General features: G+C 56.0%; 19 protein-coding genes and 1 other annotated feature. Of the genes, 3 read left to right on the top strand and 16 right to left on the bottom strand.

Annotation, left to right across the window (positions count from 1 at the left end):
- From AC790_RS16580 to hisL, 12 genes are all read right to left on the bottom strand, one after another.
- A complete protein-coding gene (locus tag AC790_RS16580; RefSeq protein WP_049852478.1) occupies positions 1 to 489 on the bottom strand; it encodes a YbaK/prolyl-tRNA synthetase associated domain-containing protein in 489 nt (162 codons plus the stop codon).
- Positions 476 to 811 carry a helix-turn-helix domain-containing protein gene (locus AC790_RS16585; protein ID WP_049852479.1) on the bottom strand — a complete coding sequence of 112 codons (336 nt, stop codon included), beginning with the start codon at positions 809 to 811 and terminating at the stop codon, positions 476 to 478. Before AC790_RS16585 ends, AC790_RS16580 begins: the two co-directional genes overlap by 14 nt.
- The gene (locus AC790_RS16590; protein WP_049852480.1) at positions 808 to 2124 is read right to left on the bottom strand and encodes a type II toxin-antitoxin system HipA family toxin; all 1317 of its coding nucleotides are present in this window, start codon (positions 2122 to 2124) and stop codon (positions 808 to 810) included. The genes AC790_RS16585 and AC790_RS16590 overlap by 4 nt, the downstream gene beginning before the upstream one ends.
- Before the next feature lie 118 nt (positions 2125 to 2242).
- Positions 2243 to 2854, bottom strand: coding sequence for a bifunctional phosphoribosyl-AMP cyclohydrolase/phosphoribosyl-ATP diphosphatase HisIE (gene hisIE / locus AC790_RS16595; RefSeq protein ID WP_049852481.1), 612 nt, complete (start codon positions 2852 to 2854; stop codon positions 2243 to 2245).
- Positions 2848 to 3624 carry an imidazole glycerol phosphate synthase subunit HisF gene (hisF, locus tag AC790_RS16600; RefSeq protein WP_007888882.1) on the bottom strand — a complete coding sequence of 259 codons (777 nt, stop codon included), beginning with the start codon at positions 3622 to 3624 and terminating at the stop codon, positions 2848 to 2850. Before hisF ends, hisIE begins: the two co-directional genes overlap by 7 nt.
- Complete coding sequence (hisA, locus tag AC790_RS16605) at positions 3606 to 4343, bottom strand: 1-(5-phosphoribosyl)-5-[(5-phosphoribosylamino)methylideneamino]imidazole-4-carboxamide isomerase (protein ID WP_049852482.1); 738 nt, start codon at positions 4341 to 4343, stop codon at positions 3606 to 3608. Before hisA ends, hisF begins: the two co-directional genes overlap by 19 nt.
- Positions 4343 to 4933 carry an imidazole glycerol phosphate synthase subunit HisH gene (gene hisH, locus AC790_RS16610; protein WP_008104825.1) on the bottom strand — a complete coding sequence of 197 codons (591 nt, stop codon included), beginning with the start codon at positions 4931 to 4933 and terminating at the stop codon, positions 4343 to 4345. Before hisH ends, hisA begins: the two co-directional genes overlap by 1 nt.
- Positions 4933 to 6000 (bottom strand): bifunctional histidinol-phosphatase/imidazoleglycerol-phosphate dehydratase HisB, encoded by a 1068-nt coding sequence (gene hisB / locus AC790_RS16615; protein WP_049852483.1) that lies wholly within the window; start codon positions 5998 to 6000, stop codon positions 4933 to 4935. Before hisB ends, hisH begins: the two co-directional genes overlap by 1 nt.
- Positions 5997 to 7073: a histidinol-phosphate transaminase gene (gene hisC, locus AC790_RS16620; RefSeq protein WP_049852484.1), complete on the bottom strand. Its 1077-nt coding sequence runs from the start codon at positions 7071 to 7073 to the stop codon at positions 5997 to 5999. The genes hisB and hisC overlap by 4 nt, the downstream gene beginning before the upstream one ends.
- Positions 7070 to 8377: a histidinol dehydrogenase gene (gene hisD, locus AC790_RS16625; protein ID WP_049852485.1), complete on the bottom strand. Its 1308-nt coding sequence runs from the start codon at positions 8375 to 8377 to the stop codon at positions 7070 to 7072. The genes hisC and hisD overlap by 4 nt, the downstream gene beginning before the upstream one ends.
- A 4-nt stretch (positions 8378 to 8381) precedes the next feature.
- Positions 8382 to 9281 (bottom strand): ATP phosphoribosyltransferase, encoded by a 900-nt coding sequence (gene hisG, locus AC790_RS16630; RefSeq protein ID WP_007888873.1) that lies wholly within the window; start codon positions 9279 to 9281, stop codon positions 8382 to 8384.
- 53 nt (positions 9282 to 9334) lie between these two features.
- Positions 9335 to 9456 (bottom strand) — a sequence feature (His leader region).
- Positions 9432 to 9479, bottom strand: coding sequence for a his operon leader peptide (hisL, locus tag AC790_RS24775; RefSeq protein ID WP_100396937.1), 48 nt, complete (start codon positions 9477 to 9479; stop codon positions 9432 to 9434). Its footprint overlaps the feature before it by 25 nt.
- A gap of 176 nt (positions 9480 to 9655) precedes the next feature.
- Between hisL and AC790_RS16635 the strand changes: the two genes are divergently transcribed.
- The gene (locus AC790_RS16635) at positions 9656 to 10483 is read left to right on the top strand and encodes an SDR family oxidoreductase (RefSeq protein ID WP_049852486.1); all 828 of its coding nucleotides are present in this window, start codon (positions 9656 to 9658) and stop codon (positions 10481 to 10483) included.
- A gap of 61 nt (positions 10484 to 10544) precedes the next feature.
- Here AC790_RS16635 and AC790_RS16640 read toward each other — a convergent pair whose 3' ends face one another.
- The 3 genes from AC790_RS16640 to puuD are packed head-to-tail and all read right to left on the bottom strand — an operon-like array spanning position 10545 to position 13165.
- On the bottom strand, positions 10545 to 11822 hold the full coding sequence (locus tag AC790_RS16640) for an FAD-binding oxidoreductase (protein ID WP_049852487.1): 1278 nt from the start codon (positions 11820 to 11822) through the stop codon (positions 10545 to 10547).
- Between the two features lie 24 nt (positions 11823 to 11846).
- Positions 11847 to 12404: an HTH-type transcriptional regulator PuuR gene (gene puuR / locus AC790_RS16645; RefSeq protein WP_007888866.1), complete on the bottom strand. Its 558-nt coding sequence runs from the start codon at positions 12402 to 12404 to the stop codon at positions 11847 to 11849.
- Complete coding sequence (puuD, locus tag AC790_RS16650; protein WP_049852488.1) at positions 12401 to 13165, bottom strand: gamma-glutamyl-gamma-aminobutyrate hydrolase; 765 nt, start codon at positions 13163 to 13165, stop codon at positions 12401 to 12403. Before puuD ends, puuR begins: the two co-directional genes overlap by 4 nt.
- A gap of 213 nt (positions 13166 to 13378) precedes the next feature.
- Between puuD and AC790_RS16655 the strand changes: the two genes are divergently transcribed.
- Both AC790_RS16655 and AC790_RS16660 read left to right on the top strand, forming a co-directional pair.
- Positions 13379 to 14794: a glutamine synthetase family protein gene (locus AC790_RS16655; protein WP_007888864.1), complete on the top strand. Its 1416-nt coding sequence runs from the start codon at positions 13379 to 13381 to the stop codon at positions 14792 to 14794.
- A gap of 371 nt (positions 14795 to 15165) precedes the next feature.
- On the top strand, positions 15166 to 16524 hold the full coding sequence (locus AC790_RS16660; RefSeq protein ID WP_007888862.1) for an APC family permease: 1359 nt from the start codon (positions 15166 to 15168) through the stop codon (positions 16522 to 16524).
- Between the two features lie 156 nt (positions 16525 to 16680).
- Here AC790_RS16660 and ygbI read toward each other — a convergent pair whose 3' ends face one another.
- Complete coding sequence (gene ygbI, locus AC790_RS16665) at positions 16681 to 17442, bottom strand: DNA-binding transcriptional repressor YgbI (protein WP_049852586.1); 762 nt, start codon at positions 17440 to 17442, stop codon at positions 16681 to 16683.
- Positions 17443 to 17613: the final 171 nt, after the last annotated feature.

The following is a 17613-nucleotide window of genomic DNA, read 5'->3' on the forward strand; positions in this document are numbered from 1 at the left end:
TTATTGCTCCGCAATAATGCGCGCCACGCTTGAACTTCCCGCGCAGATCAATTGGTAATCCGCAATATTCAGCACCACCGATTTCTCCAGCACGCCAGCATTAAAGGCGATTTCGTCATAGCGCTCGAACAGCAGCGGATCGACCACTAGCTGCAAATCCGCATGAAAACTAAACGGCGGAATTGCACCAAACACGCAGCCGGTGAGCGCATCGACTTCCGCAGGCGAGGCCAGTGAAGCGCGTCGGCCGCCAACCGCAGCTGCCACTTTGCTGAGATCGGCCTGCTGATCGGCCGGCAGCACCGCCAGCACATGCTGTTTAACGCCATTGCCTTTCACATGACACACCAGCGCCTTCGCGCCTTGCCCCACTTCGGTGCCACGAATCGCTGCCACCGCTTCACACTTGCCAGTCGCTTCATGCTCCATCACGCGATAGCGCGCCTGATGTTGCTCGAGCAGCGCGAGCAGTTTTTCATGCGTGGTCATGGCTTTCTCCGTGTTGAGTGAGTTGAGTAAGAAGTGCCTGCATCATATGTGTTTGGCGTGGCAGTAAACCGAGTTTTAAACCTAGCGGCTTAAATGCCCGATTCAACGTACTTAACGTAATACTCTCTTTGTCCTGCTCAATATCCGATAACGTGCGGCGGCTAATCCCTGCGAGTGCGGCATAGCGATCCTGGGAAAACCCCAACACTTTTTTGCGCAGGTGCATGAGTAACACGCCTTGGGTGAATTTCTCTTCTATAAACTGCTGCAGCAAATCTAATAACATGGCTTCCCGCTCAAACGGCGACAGGTTTTTGTTCATAATTTCCATCCTGCAATGCGCTCATCCAGGTGGTTAAAGCCGATGCCGGGCATCTCCAATATCGAAGCCGGTACGCCGCGAGCCTTCAGCCGGGCTTTCAATCCTTTCAACTTATTTGCTAGTACGCTTAGCTCTTGCAGGAGGACACTTTCAGATACCAAGTCATTAAGTTGCTGCGCAATAAAATGCCATTGATAATTGCCGCCTTCCTCATACGGCGATCCCCATTGCGTGGTGCGTACCACGCCTTCCGGATCGGCTTTCATCGGTGCGAAATCATAAACAGGCGCCAGCCACATACAGCCTATTTTCTTCAGAATGGCGCTATTGCGGCCGTGATTATCAGAATTACCAAAGGCGATATTCAGCATGTCGCGTTTCACCCACTCAATAACCATTTCTGCTGTTTGCTTGTTATTCAATTTCAGCACACGCACCAGACAACGTATAACCTCAAAATGGTTGAGAAAGCTACCCGGCGCTTTTTGCATAATTGAGTAAACGGATTCCAGCCCGTATAGGTTTTTTTTACCGGCGATAAAATCAATATCGAAACGCGGCAGCCAAAGGGAAGGGTAGCGCTCGCCTTCGCACAGCAACATGTGTTGCGTATCGATGGTTGCAACCCCAAGCGCGGTGAGTTCGTGATAGAAATGGTATTCCGCTCGCAGGATGTCGCAATCAATTGGCGTGCGTGCGCCGCGAGGATATTTGACCAGATAAGGTGTGTCTTGATTCAGCTGATCATCTTGCCAGGTATCGATCCACACTTCGCTGTTGCTATTACGACGCAACAGTAATTTTGGTGCTTCACCGCCTGCGCCCGTTGCACCACCGCTTGCCGCGCCCATTTGCTGCGCGTACTCAAGAAAGTCGGTATCCCGTTCAATCGCCCATTCGGCGGGAAAACGCCGGCTTTTCAGTCGGCTGTCTGGCGGCAGTTGCGGCAGTGACTCTTTTATTCTCAGATTGCCCACAGGCGCGATGGTTCCAGCCTTCAACAGCGTGTAATCTTGCTCGTTCGCAGGTTTACCTTGCAGACCCAGCTGCGTAATCCAGTAACGTCTGCTGGCACCGGCGGGAATGATGTCATCAAGAAAACCAAACCAGGGTTTAGCAAAATGGCTGCCAATCAGCATGACCGGATAGTTGATGCTACAGCTAGCCATATCGTTGCGGTCTAAATGTTCAACGGCATAGTTGAAGTCGTATGCAAGCAGGGCTTCGCCGTCGCGGCCTTTGAGCGGCGCTTTAAAATCAAGCACCGCGGCATCATGCCAGCATCCATCCAGGTAGATCTGCAGAGTGAGCATGGGAAACCCAAGTTGAGCAGTATATTGCTCAATTCTAGTTTGTTTTGCTTTTTTTGAGAAGCATGCTGCTCAATTTTGGCTTCATCAGCCAATTTTGAGCAGCATATTGCACAATCAGTTATTTATGACGCGCGCGCAGATTATTGATGATGGTACTCAAATCCAGATCCTGATCCTGCAGCAGCACCAGCAGGTGATAAAGCAGGTCCGACGCTTCATTGGTCAGCTCGTGACGATCGTTAACCGTAGCCGCCAGCGCGGTTTCCACGCCTTCTTCACCCACTTTCTGTGCAATGCGCTTGGTGCCGCTAGCGTAGAGTTTCGCGGTGTACGAGCTCTCCGGATCGGCGGTTTTGCGCGACGCCAGCAGTTGCTCCAGCTGGTAGAGGAAAGTCCAGTCGGGCGCAGCCGGCGAGAAGCAGCTTGAGGTGCCGAGATGGCAGGTTGGGCCAATCGGATTGGCCAGCACCAGCAGCGTGTCGTTATCGCAATCCGGCGTGATGCTCGCCACTTGCAGGAAGTGGCCCGAGGTTTCGCCTTTGGTCCACAAGCGGTTTTTGGTGCGTGAGAAGAAAGTCACGTTGCCCTCGCTGAGGGTTTTTTGCAGCGCTTCCTCGTTCATATAACCGTGCATCAGCACTTCGCCGGAAACGTTGTGCTGGACGATAACGGGCATCATGCCCGCAGTTTTGACCCAATCCAGCTTGCTCAGTTGTTCTGCAGTTAACACGCGCGAATCTCCACACCGTTGTCGATCAGGAAGTTTTTCAACTCACCGATATTAATAATTTGTTTGTGAAACACTGAAGCGGCCAGCGCGCCATCGACGTTCGCTTGCTCAAAGGCTTCAAGGAAGTGCGGCATGGTGCCCGCGCCACCGGACGCGATCAGCGGCACTTTGCAGACATCGCGTACCTTCTTCAGCTGCACCAGATCATAGCCATTCCGTACGCCATCCTGGTTCATCATGTTGAGAACGATTTCACCCGCACCAAGCTTCTGCACTTCCTGCACCCAGTCGAGCGTTTCCCATGTGGTGACTTTGGTGCGCGCTTCGTCGCCGGTGTACTGATTGACGTGATATTTGCCGCTCGCTTCATCAAACCAGGTATCAATGCCGACCACGATGCACTGCACGCCAAAGCGATCGGCCAGGCGCGTAATCAGTGTTGGATCGGCCAATGCCGGTGAGTTGATAGAGATCTTGTCGGCACCGAACTGCAGAATGCGTGCCGCGTCCTCTTCACTTTTGATGCCGCCCGCCACGCAGAAAGGAATATCGATCACTTCCGCCACGCGCGATACCCAGCTTTTGTCCACTACGCGGCCATCCGAAGAGGCGGTGATATCGTAGAACACCAGCTCGTCCGCGCCTTCCTGCGCATAACGCTGCGCCAGCGGCACGATGTCGCCGATGATTTCGTGGTTACGGAACTGAACGCCTTTCACCACTTGCCCGTCACGTACATCAAGACAAGGAATTATCCGTTTTGCCAGCATGCAATCGCCTCCGCCACCGTGAATTTATCTTCCAGTAAAGCGCGACCGACGATCACGCCCTGCGCGCCGCTGCCGCGTAACGCCGCGATGTCATCCAGCGAACCTATGCCGCCAGAAGACTGGAAGGCGATGTCCGGGAAGGCCGCAGACACTTCTTTATACAGTTCAACGTTAGAGCCGCTCAGCGTACCGTCGCGCGAAATGTCAGTGCACAACACATGCTTGAGGCCCACCGGTTGATACCAGCCAATCACCTCTTCCAGCGTTACGCCGGCCGCTTCCTGCCAGCCGCTGATCGCCACGTCTTTACGATTGTTGCCATCAATGCGCACATCTAATGCCAGCACGATGGCGTCCGCGCCAAACTCGCTAAACCAGCTCTTCACCTCTTCCGGTTGCTTCACCGCGGTGGAACCCACCACCACGCGCGTAGCGCCAGCTGCCAACAGCGCCTTTACGTCATCGCGGTTGCGGATGCCGCCGCCCACCTGCACTGGCACATTTACGCCACGCAGCAAGGTGGTGAGCAGGGGAATCTGGCGTTTGGCCGGATCTTTCGCGCCGGTTAAATCCACCAGATGCAGCACTTCGGCGCCCTGGCGTTCGTAATCCTGTAAGCGCGGCAGCGGATCGCTACCGTAATCGCGCTGCTGGCCGTAATCGCCCTGATGCAGGCGCACCACTTTGCCGTCGATTAAATCTAATGCGGGGATAATCATTACATCTCCAGGAAATTTTTCAGCAGCTGTGCGCCGGCTTTGCCTGAACGCTCGGGGTGGAACTGCACGCCGAAGAAGTTATCTTTCTGCAGGGCGGCGGTGAACGGATGGCCGTAATCGCATTGGGCGATGGTGGCGGCATTCACCGGCATGGCGTAGCTGTGCACGAAGTAGAAGTAGCTGCCATCGGGAATATCGCGGAACAGATGGTGACCGGCTTTGGCGGTGATCTGGTTCCAGCCCATGTGCGGCAGCGGTAAATCCTGCGTGTCCATCAGCGTGACCGGCTCATCAACCAGGCCCAGTGTAGTGACGCCACCGTTCTCATCGCTGCCGCGACCGAGCAGCTGCATACCGAGGCAGATGCCGAGCACCGGCTGGGTACAGGCTTTGATTAGATCAATCAGATCGCGCTCCTGCAGCTGATTCATCGCCGCCTGCGCGGTACCCACGCCCGGCAGCAACAGCTTGTCGGCATGCAATACCACGTCGGGATCGCGGCTGACCTGCGGCGTGTAGCCGAGGCGCTCAATTGCCCACTTCACCGACGACAGGTTGGCGCAGCCGGTATCGAGGATCACCACGTTCATCACAGCACTCCTTTCGAGCTCGGCAAGGTGTTGCCTTCCACGCGAATCGCCTGGCGCAGCGTGCGGCCAAAGGCTTTGAACAGGCTTTCCACACGATGGTGATCGTTGCGGCCTTTGGTTTTCAGGTGCAGCGTGCTCATCATGGCGTAGGAGAGCGAGCTGAAGAAGTGCTCAACCATCTCGGTGCTGAGATCGCCGACGCGCTGATAGCTGAACTCGGCTTTGAATTCGATGTGCGGGCGGCCGGAGATATCCAGCGCGCAGCGTGCCAGACACTCATCCATTGGCAGCACGAAGCCAAAACGGCCGATGCCACGTTTGTCGCCCAGCGCTTTCAGCAAGGCTTCGCCAAGTGCTAAACCGGTATCTTCCACGGTGTGGTGATCGTCGATGTAGAGATCGCCTTTTACATCGATGTTCATGCGGAAGCCGCCATGCACCGCAATCTGATCGAGCATGTGGTCAAAGAAGCCGACGCCGGTATTGATTTTGCTGCCGCCTTCGCGGTCCAGCCACACTTCGACTTTAATCTGCGTCTCTTTGGTGTTGCGCTGCACCAGCGCGTAGCGGTCACGTTTGGTGAGGCGCGCCTGAATTGCATCCCAATCTTCGCCTTCCGCGCCATAGCGCAGGCCCTGAATGCCCATGTTCTGCGCCAGCTGAATGTCGGTGAGACGATCGCCAATCACATAGCTGTTGGCGGTATCCAGCGCGCCAGCGGCCAGCCAGGCTTCCACCATTTTGGTTTTCGGCTTGCGGCAATCGCAGTTATCTTCCGGCATGTGCGGGCAGATCAGGATGTCGCTGAAGTTCACGCCTTGCGAGCTGAGGATCTGCATCATCAGGTTGTGCGGACCATCAAAATCAGCCTGCGGGAAGCTATCGGTGCCGAGGCCATCCTGATTAGTGATCATCACTAGCTGATAACCGGCTTCCTGCAACGCCAGCAGCGCTGGAATGGCGTTCTTCTCAAACGCCAGCTTCTCCATACGATCCACCTGATAATCAGTTGGTGGCTCAGAGATGATGGTGCCGTCGCGGTCGATAAAAAGGATCTTCTGACTCATGCTTGCTCCACTGATAAGGCTTGCAGCGCGGCGATCAGGCGCTCGCACTCTTTACGGGTGCCGATGGAGATGCGCAGGCATCCCGCAAGGCCGGGGTTTTTATTTTGGTCGCGCAGAATAATGCCTTGATCCCACAGCGTTTTAAACACTTTTGGTGAATCAGTGAAGCGCGCCAGAATGTAGTTGGTTTCGCTTGGGAACACCTGCTGCACCACCTTAATCTGTGGCAACTGCTCAAACAGCCAGCTGCGATTGGCGTTCAGCTCGGCGACATGCTGGCGCATCAGCGTAATGCCTTGATCGCTCAGCGCTTGCCCGGCCACATCGGCGACTGGCGTGGCGAGTGGATAGGGCGCAATCACCTTCATCAGCAGGTCGATCACCGGCTTATTCGCCAGGGTGAAACCGCAGCGCAATCCGGCCAGCGCAAAGGCTTTGGACAGCGTGCGCAGAATCACCAGATGCGGATAATCCTGCAGCCAGCCCGCCAGCGTCGCTTCCGGGCAGAACTCGATATAGGCTTCATCAGCCACCACCAGCGCTTTACCGGCGGTCATCGCCAGCAGCTCGCGGATGTCATCCTGACTGATCAGGTTGCCGGTGGGATTGTTCGGGCTGCACATATAGACAACTTTTACGCCGTCGAGCTGCTCGGCAATCGCCGGCAGATTCAGCTGCCAGTCGTCGAGCGCGGCCACGGTGCGATATTCAATGCCGATGGTTTCGGCGCTGACGCTGTACATGCCGTAGGTTGGCGGGCAGAACAGAATCGCATCTTTGCCCGGCTCGCAGAAGGCGCGCATTAGCAGTTCGATGCCTTCATCCGCGCCGCGGCTCACCAGAACCTGTTCCGGCGTTAAACCGGCGTAGGCGGCGTAGCGCTCAATCACAATCTTCGGCTGGCATTCCGGATAGCGATTCAGCGTCTGCTGCGACAGCTCAAACGGCACCGGCAGCGGGAATTCGTTGGCGTTCAGCCACACATCACCATTGCCACCCAGACGACGCGCCGATTGATACGGCGTCAGTGCACGCACGTTAGCGCGCGCTAATTCTTCAATATTCAGGCTCATGCTTGCTCCTTCAGCGCGGCAACACGCAGGGTAACGGCATTTTTGTGGGCTTCCAGCTGCTCGGCGGCGGCCAGCGTTTCAATCGTCGCGGCAAGATTGAGGAAGCCTTGCGGCGTCAGCTCTTGCACCGTCATGCGTTTCTGGAAATCAGCCAGGCCGAGGCTGGAACAGGTCGCGGTGTAGCCGTAGGTCGGCAGCACGTGGTTGGTGCCAGAAGCGTAATCGCCCGCCGATTCCGGGGACCAGTCGCCAAGAAATACCGAACCGGCGCTGGTGATGCTATCGACCAAATCGCGCGGCTGGCGCGTCTGAATAATCAGGTGCTCCGGGCCGTACAGGTTGGAGATCTCGATGCACTGTTCCAGGTCGCGCAGCACAATCAAACGGCTGCTCTCTAACGCCTGGCGCGCGGTAGCGGCACGCGGCAGCTGCGCCAGTTGTTCCTCAACCGCTTGCGCCACGTCTTCAGCCAGCTGCAGCGACGGCGTTAACAGAATCACCTGTGAATCCGGACCGTGTTCCGCCTGCGACAGCAAATCGGATGCCACGAACGCTGGCATGGCGCCTTCATCGGCAATCACCAGCACTTCGGATGGACCGGCAGGCATATCAATTGCCGCGCCATCTAAACGCTGGCTGACCTGACGTTTCGCTTCAGTCACGTAGGCGTTGCCCGGGCCAAAAATCTTGTCCACTTTCGGCACGGTTTCGGTGCCGAAGGCGAGGGCGGCGATGGCTTGTGAACCGCCAACCTGAAACACCTCTTTCACACCGCACAGCTGCGCGGCGTAAAGAATCTCATCGGCAATCGGCGGTGGCGAGCACAACACCACGCGACCGCAACCGGCGATGCGCGCAGGCGTCGCCAGCATCAATACGGTTGAGAACAGCGGAGCGGAACCGCCAGGAATATATAAACCCACCGATTTCACCGGTCGGGTAATCTGCTGGCAGCGCACGCCGGGCTGGGTTTCCACATCCACTTCGGCAAGGATCTGGGCGTTATGGAAGGTTTCGATATTTCCAACCGCCACCGCCATCGCCTGCTTGAGCGTGTCGCTAAGACGATCGCTGGCCGCCTGCATCTCTGCAGCGCTGACGCGCAGATTATCCACCTGCGCCTTGTCGAAGCGCGCACTGAATTCACGCAGCGCCGTATCGCCTTCTTCTTTTACTTTCACCAGCACGTCGCGCACGATTTGGCTGATGCTTTCTGAAGCCGAAATTGCCGGACGCATCAGTAGCGCTTGCTGCTGTTCTGCGCTGCACTGCTGCCAATCTATCGGTGTCATCAGGTTGCTCATCGTGTTACTCCAACATTTTTTCGATTGGCAGTACGAGGATCGAGCTGGCGCCCAGCGCTTTCAGTTTTTCCATGGTTTCCCAGAACAGGGTTTCGGTGCTCACCATGTGCATCGCCACGCGGCTCACGTCACCAGCCAGCGGCAGCACGGTTGGACGCTCAGCGCCCGGCAGCAGGGCAATCACTTCTTCCAGACGCTCGCTTGGCGCATGCAGCATGATGTACTTAGACTCACGCGCTTTGATCACGCCCTGAATACGCGTCATCATTTTATCAATCAGCTCTTGCTTGGCGGCGGGCAGTTCGCCGTCGCGCTGAATCAGCACCGCTTTCGAGCGGTAGATCACTTCCACTTCGCGTAGACCGTTGGCTTCCAGCGTCGCGCCGGTAGACACCAGGTCACAAATCGCATCGGCCAGGCCAGCGCGTGGCGCGACTTCGACAGAACCGTTTAGCAGGCAGGATTTGAAGGTGACGCCTTGTTTATCGAGGTATTTCTTCAGCAGGTGCGGATAAGAGGTAGCAACGCGGGCATTATTCAGGCACTGCGGACCGGTGTACTCGGCATCCACCGGCATCGCCAGCGATAGGCGACAACCGCCGAAATCCAGACGACGCAGCGTGAAATAGCGCGGGTCTTCACCTTGGGCACGACGGTTCAACAGTTCTTCTTCCAGTACGTTTTCACCGACGATACCGAGATCCACCACGCCATCCATCACCAGGCCCGGAATATCGTCATCACGCACGCGCAGGATGTCGATGGGCATGTTCTCCGCAAACGCAATCAGACGCTGCTGCTGAAGGTTGATTTTGATACCGCAGCGGGCCAGCAGTTCGCGTGATTCATCGCTTAAACGGCCAGATTTCTGCATAGCTATGCGAATACGGGTGTTATCTAACATGGTTCCTATCCTCTTATTCAATCCTGTCTGAGCTTGTTGGGTTGCGTTCGCCCATAAAAAAACCCCCGGAAGATGATCTTCCGGGGGCTCTCTTTGCGTTCGCACCACTGGAAGATCCTAATCGTCTCCCAGCACACATCGCCTGAAAGACTAGTCAGGGTGATGGTGATGATGGTGGTTGAACTGAACGCGTGTCATAGTAAATTCCGTTGCTGAATGAGTATTCATTTGCGTGCTGATTAACCTAACGAAGATGATGACAATTGGCAACCCTTTTTTAACTGTCAATTTCCGGAATCTCCCGAAACAGTTTGCGCTGGTTTGCTACATCTACCGGCACTAAGATGAAGTGTGAGCCCATAGCAGGAGTCGATATGAAAAAGGTCGCGATTGTAGGTCTGGGATGGCTGGGTATGCCGCTGGCGATGGCGCTAACGGCACGCGGCTGGCAGGTAACCGGCAGTAAAACGTCGCCGGATGGCGTGGACGCTGCACGACGCTGCGGCATTGCCGCCTTCCAGTTGGTGCTGACGCCCGAGCTGGAGTGCGAAGCCGAAGATTTAGCGACGCTGATGGCGGTGGATGCGCTGGTGGTGACCTTGCCCGCCAGCCGCACGGTCAAAGGCGGTGAAGATTACATGCAGGCGGTACAGAACGTGGTGGATACCGCGTTAGCGAATAAAGTACCGCGCATCATTTTCACCAGCTCAACGTCGGTTTACGGCAGTGGCGCGGGTGTGATGAAAGAGAGCAGCCCGCTGCAGCCGGAAACCGTCGCCGGCAAAACGCTGGTGGAGCTGGAGAACTGGCTGCACGATTTACCGGGCACCAGCGTGGATATTGTTCGCCTCGCGGGATTAGTCGGGCCAAATCGTCACCCCGGCCGTTTTCTGGCGGGCAAAACCGGACTGGAAAACGGCGGCCATGCGGTCAATCTGGTACATCTCGACGACGTGGTAGACGCGATTGTGCTGCTGCTGCAAACGCCAAAGGGCGGGCACGTTTACAATCTTTGTGCTTCGAAACATCCGTCGCGCGACAGTTTTTATCCGAGTGTGTCAAAGCAGTTAGGGCTTGAGCCACCTACGTTTGTCGCTGAATCAGAGCGTTCTAACGGGAAGGTGATTGATGGCTCGAAGATCGCTAATGAGTTGGGGTTTGAGTACAACTATGATGATCCGATGAAAATGCCGCTGGAGTAAGCTTTTAGGTGCGCACTAATGCGCACTCGATGATGAAGGGTCGCTCTTCCTGGCGACCTGGTCAAACCCCCAACCGATCCCTCAGCGCATACCAAACCGCGCCCATCGCCGTGAGCGGCACCTTAAACCGTCGCCCACCTGGGAACGGCAGATGCGGCAACTTCGCGAACGCATCAAACCGTTCCGCATGCCCGCGCAGAACCTCAGCAATCAATTTCCCCGAAAGATGGGTACAGGTGACGCCGTGGCCGCTGTCGCCCTGCATAAAGAACGCGTTCTTCTCGATTTGCCCGAACTGCGGCATGCGCGACAAGGTGAGCAGGAAATTGCCACTCCAGCGGTGGCTGATTTTGATATCACGCAGCTGCGGAAAGGTACGCAGCAGCTTGGGACGAATCAGCGCTTCGATATCATCCGGCTCGCGCGCGCCGTACACCACGCCGCCGCCATACAGCAGCCGGTTATCTGCAGTGAGGCGGAAGTAATCAAGCAGATAATTACAATCCTCCACGCAATGATTGTTTGGCAACAAACCCAGCGCCTGGTCACGCGTTAAAGGCTCGGTGGTGACGATCTGCGAACCGCACGGCATGCTTTTGCGCGTCAGGCGCGGTTCAAGTTGTGACGGTAAATAGGCGTTGCCGGCAAAAATCACGAAGGTAGCGCTTACTTCACCTTTGGCGGTTTTCACCCGATGCGGTGCGCCGTATTTCACTTCGAGCGCTGCCGACTGCTCATAAATGCGCCCGCCATGCCGACGAATCGCTTCCGCTTCACCAAGCGCCAGATTAAGCGGATGCAGATGTCCACCACGTTTATCAAGTAAGCCACCGACATAACGATCGGTCGCCACTTCGCGACGAATACCGCGTTCATCCAGCAGTTCCAAATCGTGATTGCCGTAGCGCGCCCAGCTGGATTGCTGGCTGCGTAGATGGCCCATTTGCCGTTGATTGAGCGCGGCGAAAATGCCGCCGGGACGATAGTCGCAGGCGATGGCGTATCGGTCGATACGGTCGCGGATAATGTCTGCGCCTTCAAACATCATGCTGCCGAGCATCTGTGCAGTTTGTTTGCCGTAGCGCTGCTCAATCACATCCACGTCGCGGCTATACGAGTTGACCACTTGGCCGCCGTTGCGGCCGCTGGCACCAAAGCCGATTTTTGCCGCTTCAAGCAGCACCACGTCATAACCGGCTTCGGTCAGAAATAGCGCGGATGAAAGCCCGGTAAAGCCGCCGCCAATAATGCAGACATCGCACTGTACCGACTCCTGCAGCTCCGGCCAGGGCGCATGAGCGTTGGCGGTAGCGGCGTAATAACTTCCCACATGTTGCATTCAATCCTCCTTAAGCGCGAAACCTTAAAAATTGGCGGGCGTATGCGCGCTAACAATGCGACACGGCTGATCTGAGGTATTGGTAAAACTGTGCGGCAGGCCGGTGTCAATCACATAGCTTTCACCGCGGTATAAGTGATAACTCTGGCCGTTCACCACCAGCGTGATCTCGCCTTCCAGCACCGTGCCAGTCTCCTCGCCGGGATGGCGCAATTTTTCCCCGGTACTGGCGCCGGGTTCATAACGCTCCAGCAGCATCGCCAGCGCGCGTCGCGCGGCACCGTTATCTATCAGCAGCAGCGATACGCCCAGGCTGCCGATCTCCACGCACTCTTCCGGGCGCACAATCACGCGCGGCGTGGCATGGGTTTTGGGTTCGGAGAAAAACTCCGACAGCGATAACCCGTAAACCTTCAGCAGCTTCTGTAAGGTGCTCACCGCCGGACTCACTTTGTCCTGTTCGATGGTGCTAATCGCGCTGTGCGTTAAACCTGACAATTCAGCGACGCGACGCTGAGACAATCCCAACTCTTGCCGGATCTGCGATAAGCGCCGTCCGGGGGCCAGAGTGGCATCATTCATGGCTGTTTTTCCTTGTGATAACCGGCAGCGGCGTGGATAAAGGCCTCAAATAAACGGCGCGAAACCGGATCGCGCTCAGAATGCCATTCTGGATGCCATTGCACCGCGAGGGCGAAAGGGTGTTTTGGCAGGCTAACGGCTTCAATCAGTCCGTCGGGCGCACGCGCTTCCACGCGCAGCTGCGGACCGGTTTCACGAATGCCCTGGCCGTGTAACGAATTGACGGCGAAGGGATCGGTGCTGCCGAGCAGCTGGCTCAGCATGCCGTCGGCTTCTGGCTGCACTTCATGCACCGGCGCATATTGCTCATCCAGCGAGAGCGCGTCGTCTTCCCGGTGTTCCTGAAAAAGATGCGTCATATGTAACTGACGATGCAACGCGCCGCCGTTGGCGACCACCAGCTCCTGCAGGCCACGACAAATGCCAAACATCGGCATCTTTTTACCAGCCGCATGTGTGATCACGCCGAAGGCAAGGCGATCGCGCGCCGGATCGGCATGCGCCTCTTTGCCGTCTTCGCCATAGTGCCAGGGTTCAATGTTACTTGGGCTGCCGGTCAGCAAAATACCATCCAGCACGGTCATACTGTTTTCTAATAGATGAGGCGCCTGCATTAGCTGATGCGGCAAGGGCAGCGGTACGCCACCGGCGAGTACGACAGCGTCGAGATATTTATTGTGAACCGTTTGACTAACATGGCTGCCGATATCGTTCTGGCACATCACTACGCCAATCAAAGGCTTGTCAAAAATAATGCCCATAACGTCTCCACGCTGCTGTTCAATATTTTCGCCGAAAAGACACGGCTGGCGTTAAAAGTGTGCAATATTTTGTCAATCTAGCAATCAGTCGTTCATTCCTCCAGCACAATTGTTACATTTGCACACTTTTTGCGTTAGCGCTATGTTAGAGGAGTGGCTGTTATTTTGAGCATTGCGCGCACCAATTCTAAACGGTAAAGGGCGGGTGGGATCATGACGAACCTCGTAGAAGTAGAAGACTTCACGCGACACAGTGAAGAGAAACGAACAAGCGCGTTCCAGCTGGAGGTCAAAACCTGGCTGGAACGCCATCCTGAAACGCAGTATGTCGATATTCTTCTTAATGATTTAAATGGGGTATTTCGCGGTAAACGCATTCCCGTCTCAGCGCTGGCTAAACTGGAAAAAGGGTGTTACTTCCCGGCCTCGGTTTTCGCCATGGATATTCTCGGCAACACCGTCGAAGAAGCCGGACTTGGACAGTCACTGGGCGAACCCGACCACCTCTGCATTCCGGTTCCCGGAACCTTAATTCCCTCTGCCGCCGATCCCACACACATCGCCCAGCTGCTGCTGACTATGTGTAACCAAGATGGCACTCCCTTTGACGTTGAACCCCGTAATGTCCTCAACCGGTTGTGGCAACAGCTGCGCAATCGCGGATTATTCCCGGTGGTAGCGGTAGAGCTGGAGTTCTATCTGGTGGATAAAAAGCGCGATGCGGAGGGGTTTATCCAGCCGCCGTGCTCGCCGGGCAGCGACGATCGCAATATGCAGAGCCAGGTTTACTCGGTCGATAATCTTGACCATTTTGCCGACGTGCTGCGTGATATCGATCGTCTAGCCAAACAGCAGGGCATTCCGGCGGATGGCGCGCTGGCGGAAGCGTCGCCTGGTCAGTTCGAGATCAATCTGCATCACGCGCGCGACGTGCTGAAGGCGTGCGACCATGCCATCCAGCTGAAACGGCTGGTGCGTCAGGTGGCAGAAAATCACGGTATGACCGCCACTTTTATGGCTAAGCCGTATGAAGAGTACGCGGGCAGCGGCATGCATGTGCACATCAGCATGCTGGATGCCGCCGACCACAATGCCTTCGCCCTCGATGACGGCAGCGATTCTCCACTGATGAAACGCGCGCTGGCGGGCATGATCGATCTGATGCCGGCCTCGATGGCGCTACTGGCCCCCAACGTTAACGCCTATCGCCGCTTCCTGCCGGAAGCCTACGTGCCGCTGCAGGCATCGTGGGGACATAACAACCGTACGGTTGCCCTGCGCGTGCCTTGCGGCGATGCCGATAACCACCGCATCGAGTATCGCGTGGCCGGTGCGGATGCAAATCCCTATCTGGTGGTGTCAACAATTCTTGCCGGAATATTGCACGGTCTGGATAATCAGCTCCCTTTACCGCCTGCGGTGCAGGGCAACGGACACGAAGCTGAAGGGCTCGCATTGCCGATTCGCCAGAGCGATGCGCTGTATGAATTCGAGAATAGCTATCCGCTACAGAAGCTATTGGGCGAGCGATTTAGCGGGGTGTGGCACAGCTGCAAACAGTACGAGTTAATGCAGTTTGAGCGGCTGATCACCTCGACGGAAATCGACTGGATGTTGAAGAACGCCTGAGCCTAAGAAGAATTGATCTAACGTCTTGTGCCGATGGCATAAGTTGGGGCAAAATACGCGCCCTGCAAAATGAGAACTAACCGACGTTAACCGCGTCGGTTATTTTTTTGCATGATGTACTCACTGAAATTTAAACGAGGCCGGACACGCATCCGGATAGATAGATACCGACAAACACGCTTGAGCGTGAGATTTGAGGAAAACAAAGATGGGACTGTTTAACATTGCACCAGCTCAGGCTGGTTCTCGCTTCCGTGATGACTACGGCGCCGCGACAATCGTAAACACTTATATCACTTCTCACTGCAGCAAATTGCGCAGTATCCCGGTAGCTCAGCCGATCGCGGTTGTCGCTTGCGGGGGCCTGAACAATGTCGCTTAACACCTCTGCCGCACCTCAGCGTGCACACCTGAAAAAATCCCTGACCTTGATCCCGGTTGTCATGATGGGCCTGGCGTATATGCAGCCAATGACCCTGTTTGATACCTTCGGTATCGTGTCTGGATTGACCGACGGCCACGTCGCCACCGCTTATGCTTTCGCCCTGATAGCGATTCTGTTTACTGCCGTGAGCTACGGCAAGCTGGTACGCCGCTTCCCATCTGCGGGCTCCGCTTACACCTATGCTCAGAAGGCAATCAGTCCGCACGTCGGCTTTATGGTTGGCTGGTCATCACTGCTGGACTACCTGTTCATGCCGATGATCAACATCCTGCTGGCGAAAAGCTACTTTGAAACGCTGGTGCCGGGCATTCCGTCGTGGATTTTCGTGGTGCTGCTGGTGGCCTTTATGACCATCTCCAACCTGCGTGGAATCAAAACCGTTGCCAACTTCAACAGCGTGATCGTCGTGCTGCAAGTGGTGGTGATGGTGGTGATTACCGGCATGGTGGTTTACGGTGTGGCGCACGGTGTTGGCGAAGGGACGTTAACCAGCAGCAAGCCGTTCTGGTCTGAGAATGCGCATGTGGTGCCGATGATTACCGGCGCGACCATTCTGTGCTTCTCGTTCCTCGGCTTTGACGGCATCAGTTCGCTGTCGGAAGAGACCAAAGATGCAGAACGCACCATCCCACGCGCGATTTTCCTCACCGCGCTGATTGGTGGTGTGATCTTTATTGGTGTCTCTTACTTCCTGCAGCTGTACTTCCCGGACATCTCGCGCTTCCAGAATCCGGACTCTTCACAGCCAGAAATCATGCTGTTCGTAGCGGGTAAAGCGCTGCAGATTGGCATTCTGATCTTCTCGGTGGTGACGGTGCTGGCTTCCGGTATGGCCGCACACGCCGGTGTTTCACGTCTGATGTACGTGATGGGCCGCGATGGCGTGTTCCCGCAGCGTTTCTTTGGTTTCGTGCATCCGAAATACCGCACGCCGTCACTGAACGTGCTGCTGGTGGGTGCCGTGGCGCTGATGGCGATCAACTTCGACCTGGTCACGGCAACCGCGCTGATTAACTTCGGTGCGCTGGTCGCGTTCACCTTTGTGAACCTGTCGGTGATTGCCCAGTTCTGGATCCGTGAGAAGCGTAATAAGACGCTGAAAGATCACCTCAACTATCTGGTGCTGCCGGTGATGGGCGCCCTGACAGTCGGTGCGTTGTGGATTAACCTGGAAGAGACCTCGATGGTGCTCGGCCTGGTGTGGGCGGCGATTGGTATTATCTACCTGGCGTTTGTCACCCGTACGTTCCGCAATCCAGTACCGCAGTTCAGCGAAGAAGTGTGATTTGATTGAAGTCGCTGTCCCCCATCCCGGCCTTCCCCCGCAAGCGGGGGAAGGAGACGCTGCCACATGCCACTCCTAACTCGCATGTAGCAGCATCTTCCTCCCCCATCAATGGGGGAGGACCGAGGAGGGGACAGCGAGCACAATTTAAAAAACTCATCCCGCAATCACCAATTCCCAACTCCCCGCACTTAACGCTTCGCGTCCAGTTTTACTCAATTCCGCATCCGTAACCAGGATATCAAATCGCTCCAGCGGCAACGCCAGATGCGTAGCTATCTTGTTGTACTTTGAGCTGTCGCTCAGCAACACGCGCTTACTGCTAACATCGCTCGCCGCCTGCTTCACCGGCACTTTATCCTCATCCGGCGTATACAGCCCGCGTGGGCCCCAACAGGAAGCGGAAATAAAGGCGATATCAATCGCCAACTGACGCAAACTGCGCGCCGCCGCTTCACCCACGCTGGAACGGTTCTCACGACATACCGTGCCGCCCGTGTGGATCAGCTTGCAGTCGCTACTCTCCATCAGCAGCCGCGCAATCACGAAATCATTGGTCACCACCAGCAGATCGTCACGCTCAACCAGTTCACGCGCCAGCGCTAACGTGGTGGTGCCGGCGTCCAGATAAATGCAGCTGTTGCGTGGAATATGACGCGCAGCGTACTGACCAATCGCCATCTTCTCGCCGCTGTACATGTTGGTTTTCGCCAGATGCGACGGTTCTGCCGCCAGCCGATCGGCCGAACGCACACCGCCCGATACCGACAGTACCGCGCCTTGCTCTTCCAGCTTCTGCACATCGCGACGAATCGTCATATGCGATACGCCCAACCGCTCAGTCAGCTCGGCAATACTCACCACGCCGCGTTCAGCAACCAGCGTTAGAATTTGTTGATGACGTTCAACCGGAATCACCATGCTCTCCCTGAATTATCATTTTTTCACATTGTAGATCATCGATTCACAGCCCGCAGCACAATTTATGTTGCCGAAATCTAACAAGAAAGCCGGTCTGCCAGGGAATTTCGCGTCAGGGCGGCACTGTGAATTGATGTTAATCATTACGCATCTAAGTTAATTTTTGTG

Source organism: Pantoea sp. RIT-PI-b (genome assembly GCF_001187905.1).
Taxonomy (GTDB): domain Bacteria; phylum Pseudomonadota; class Gammaproteobacteria; order Enterobacterales; family Enterobacteriaceae; genus Pantoea; species Pantoea nemavictus.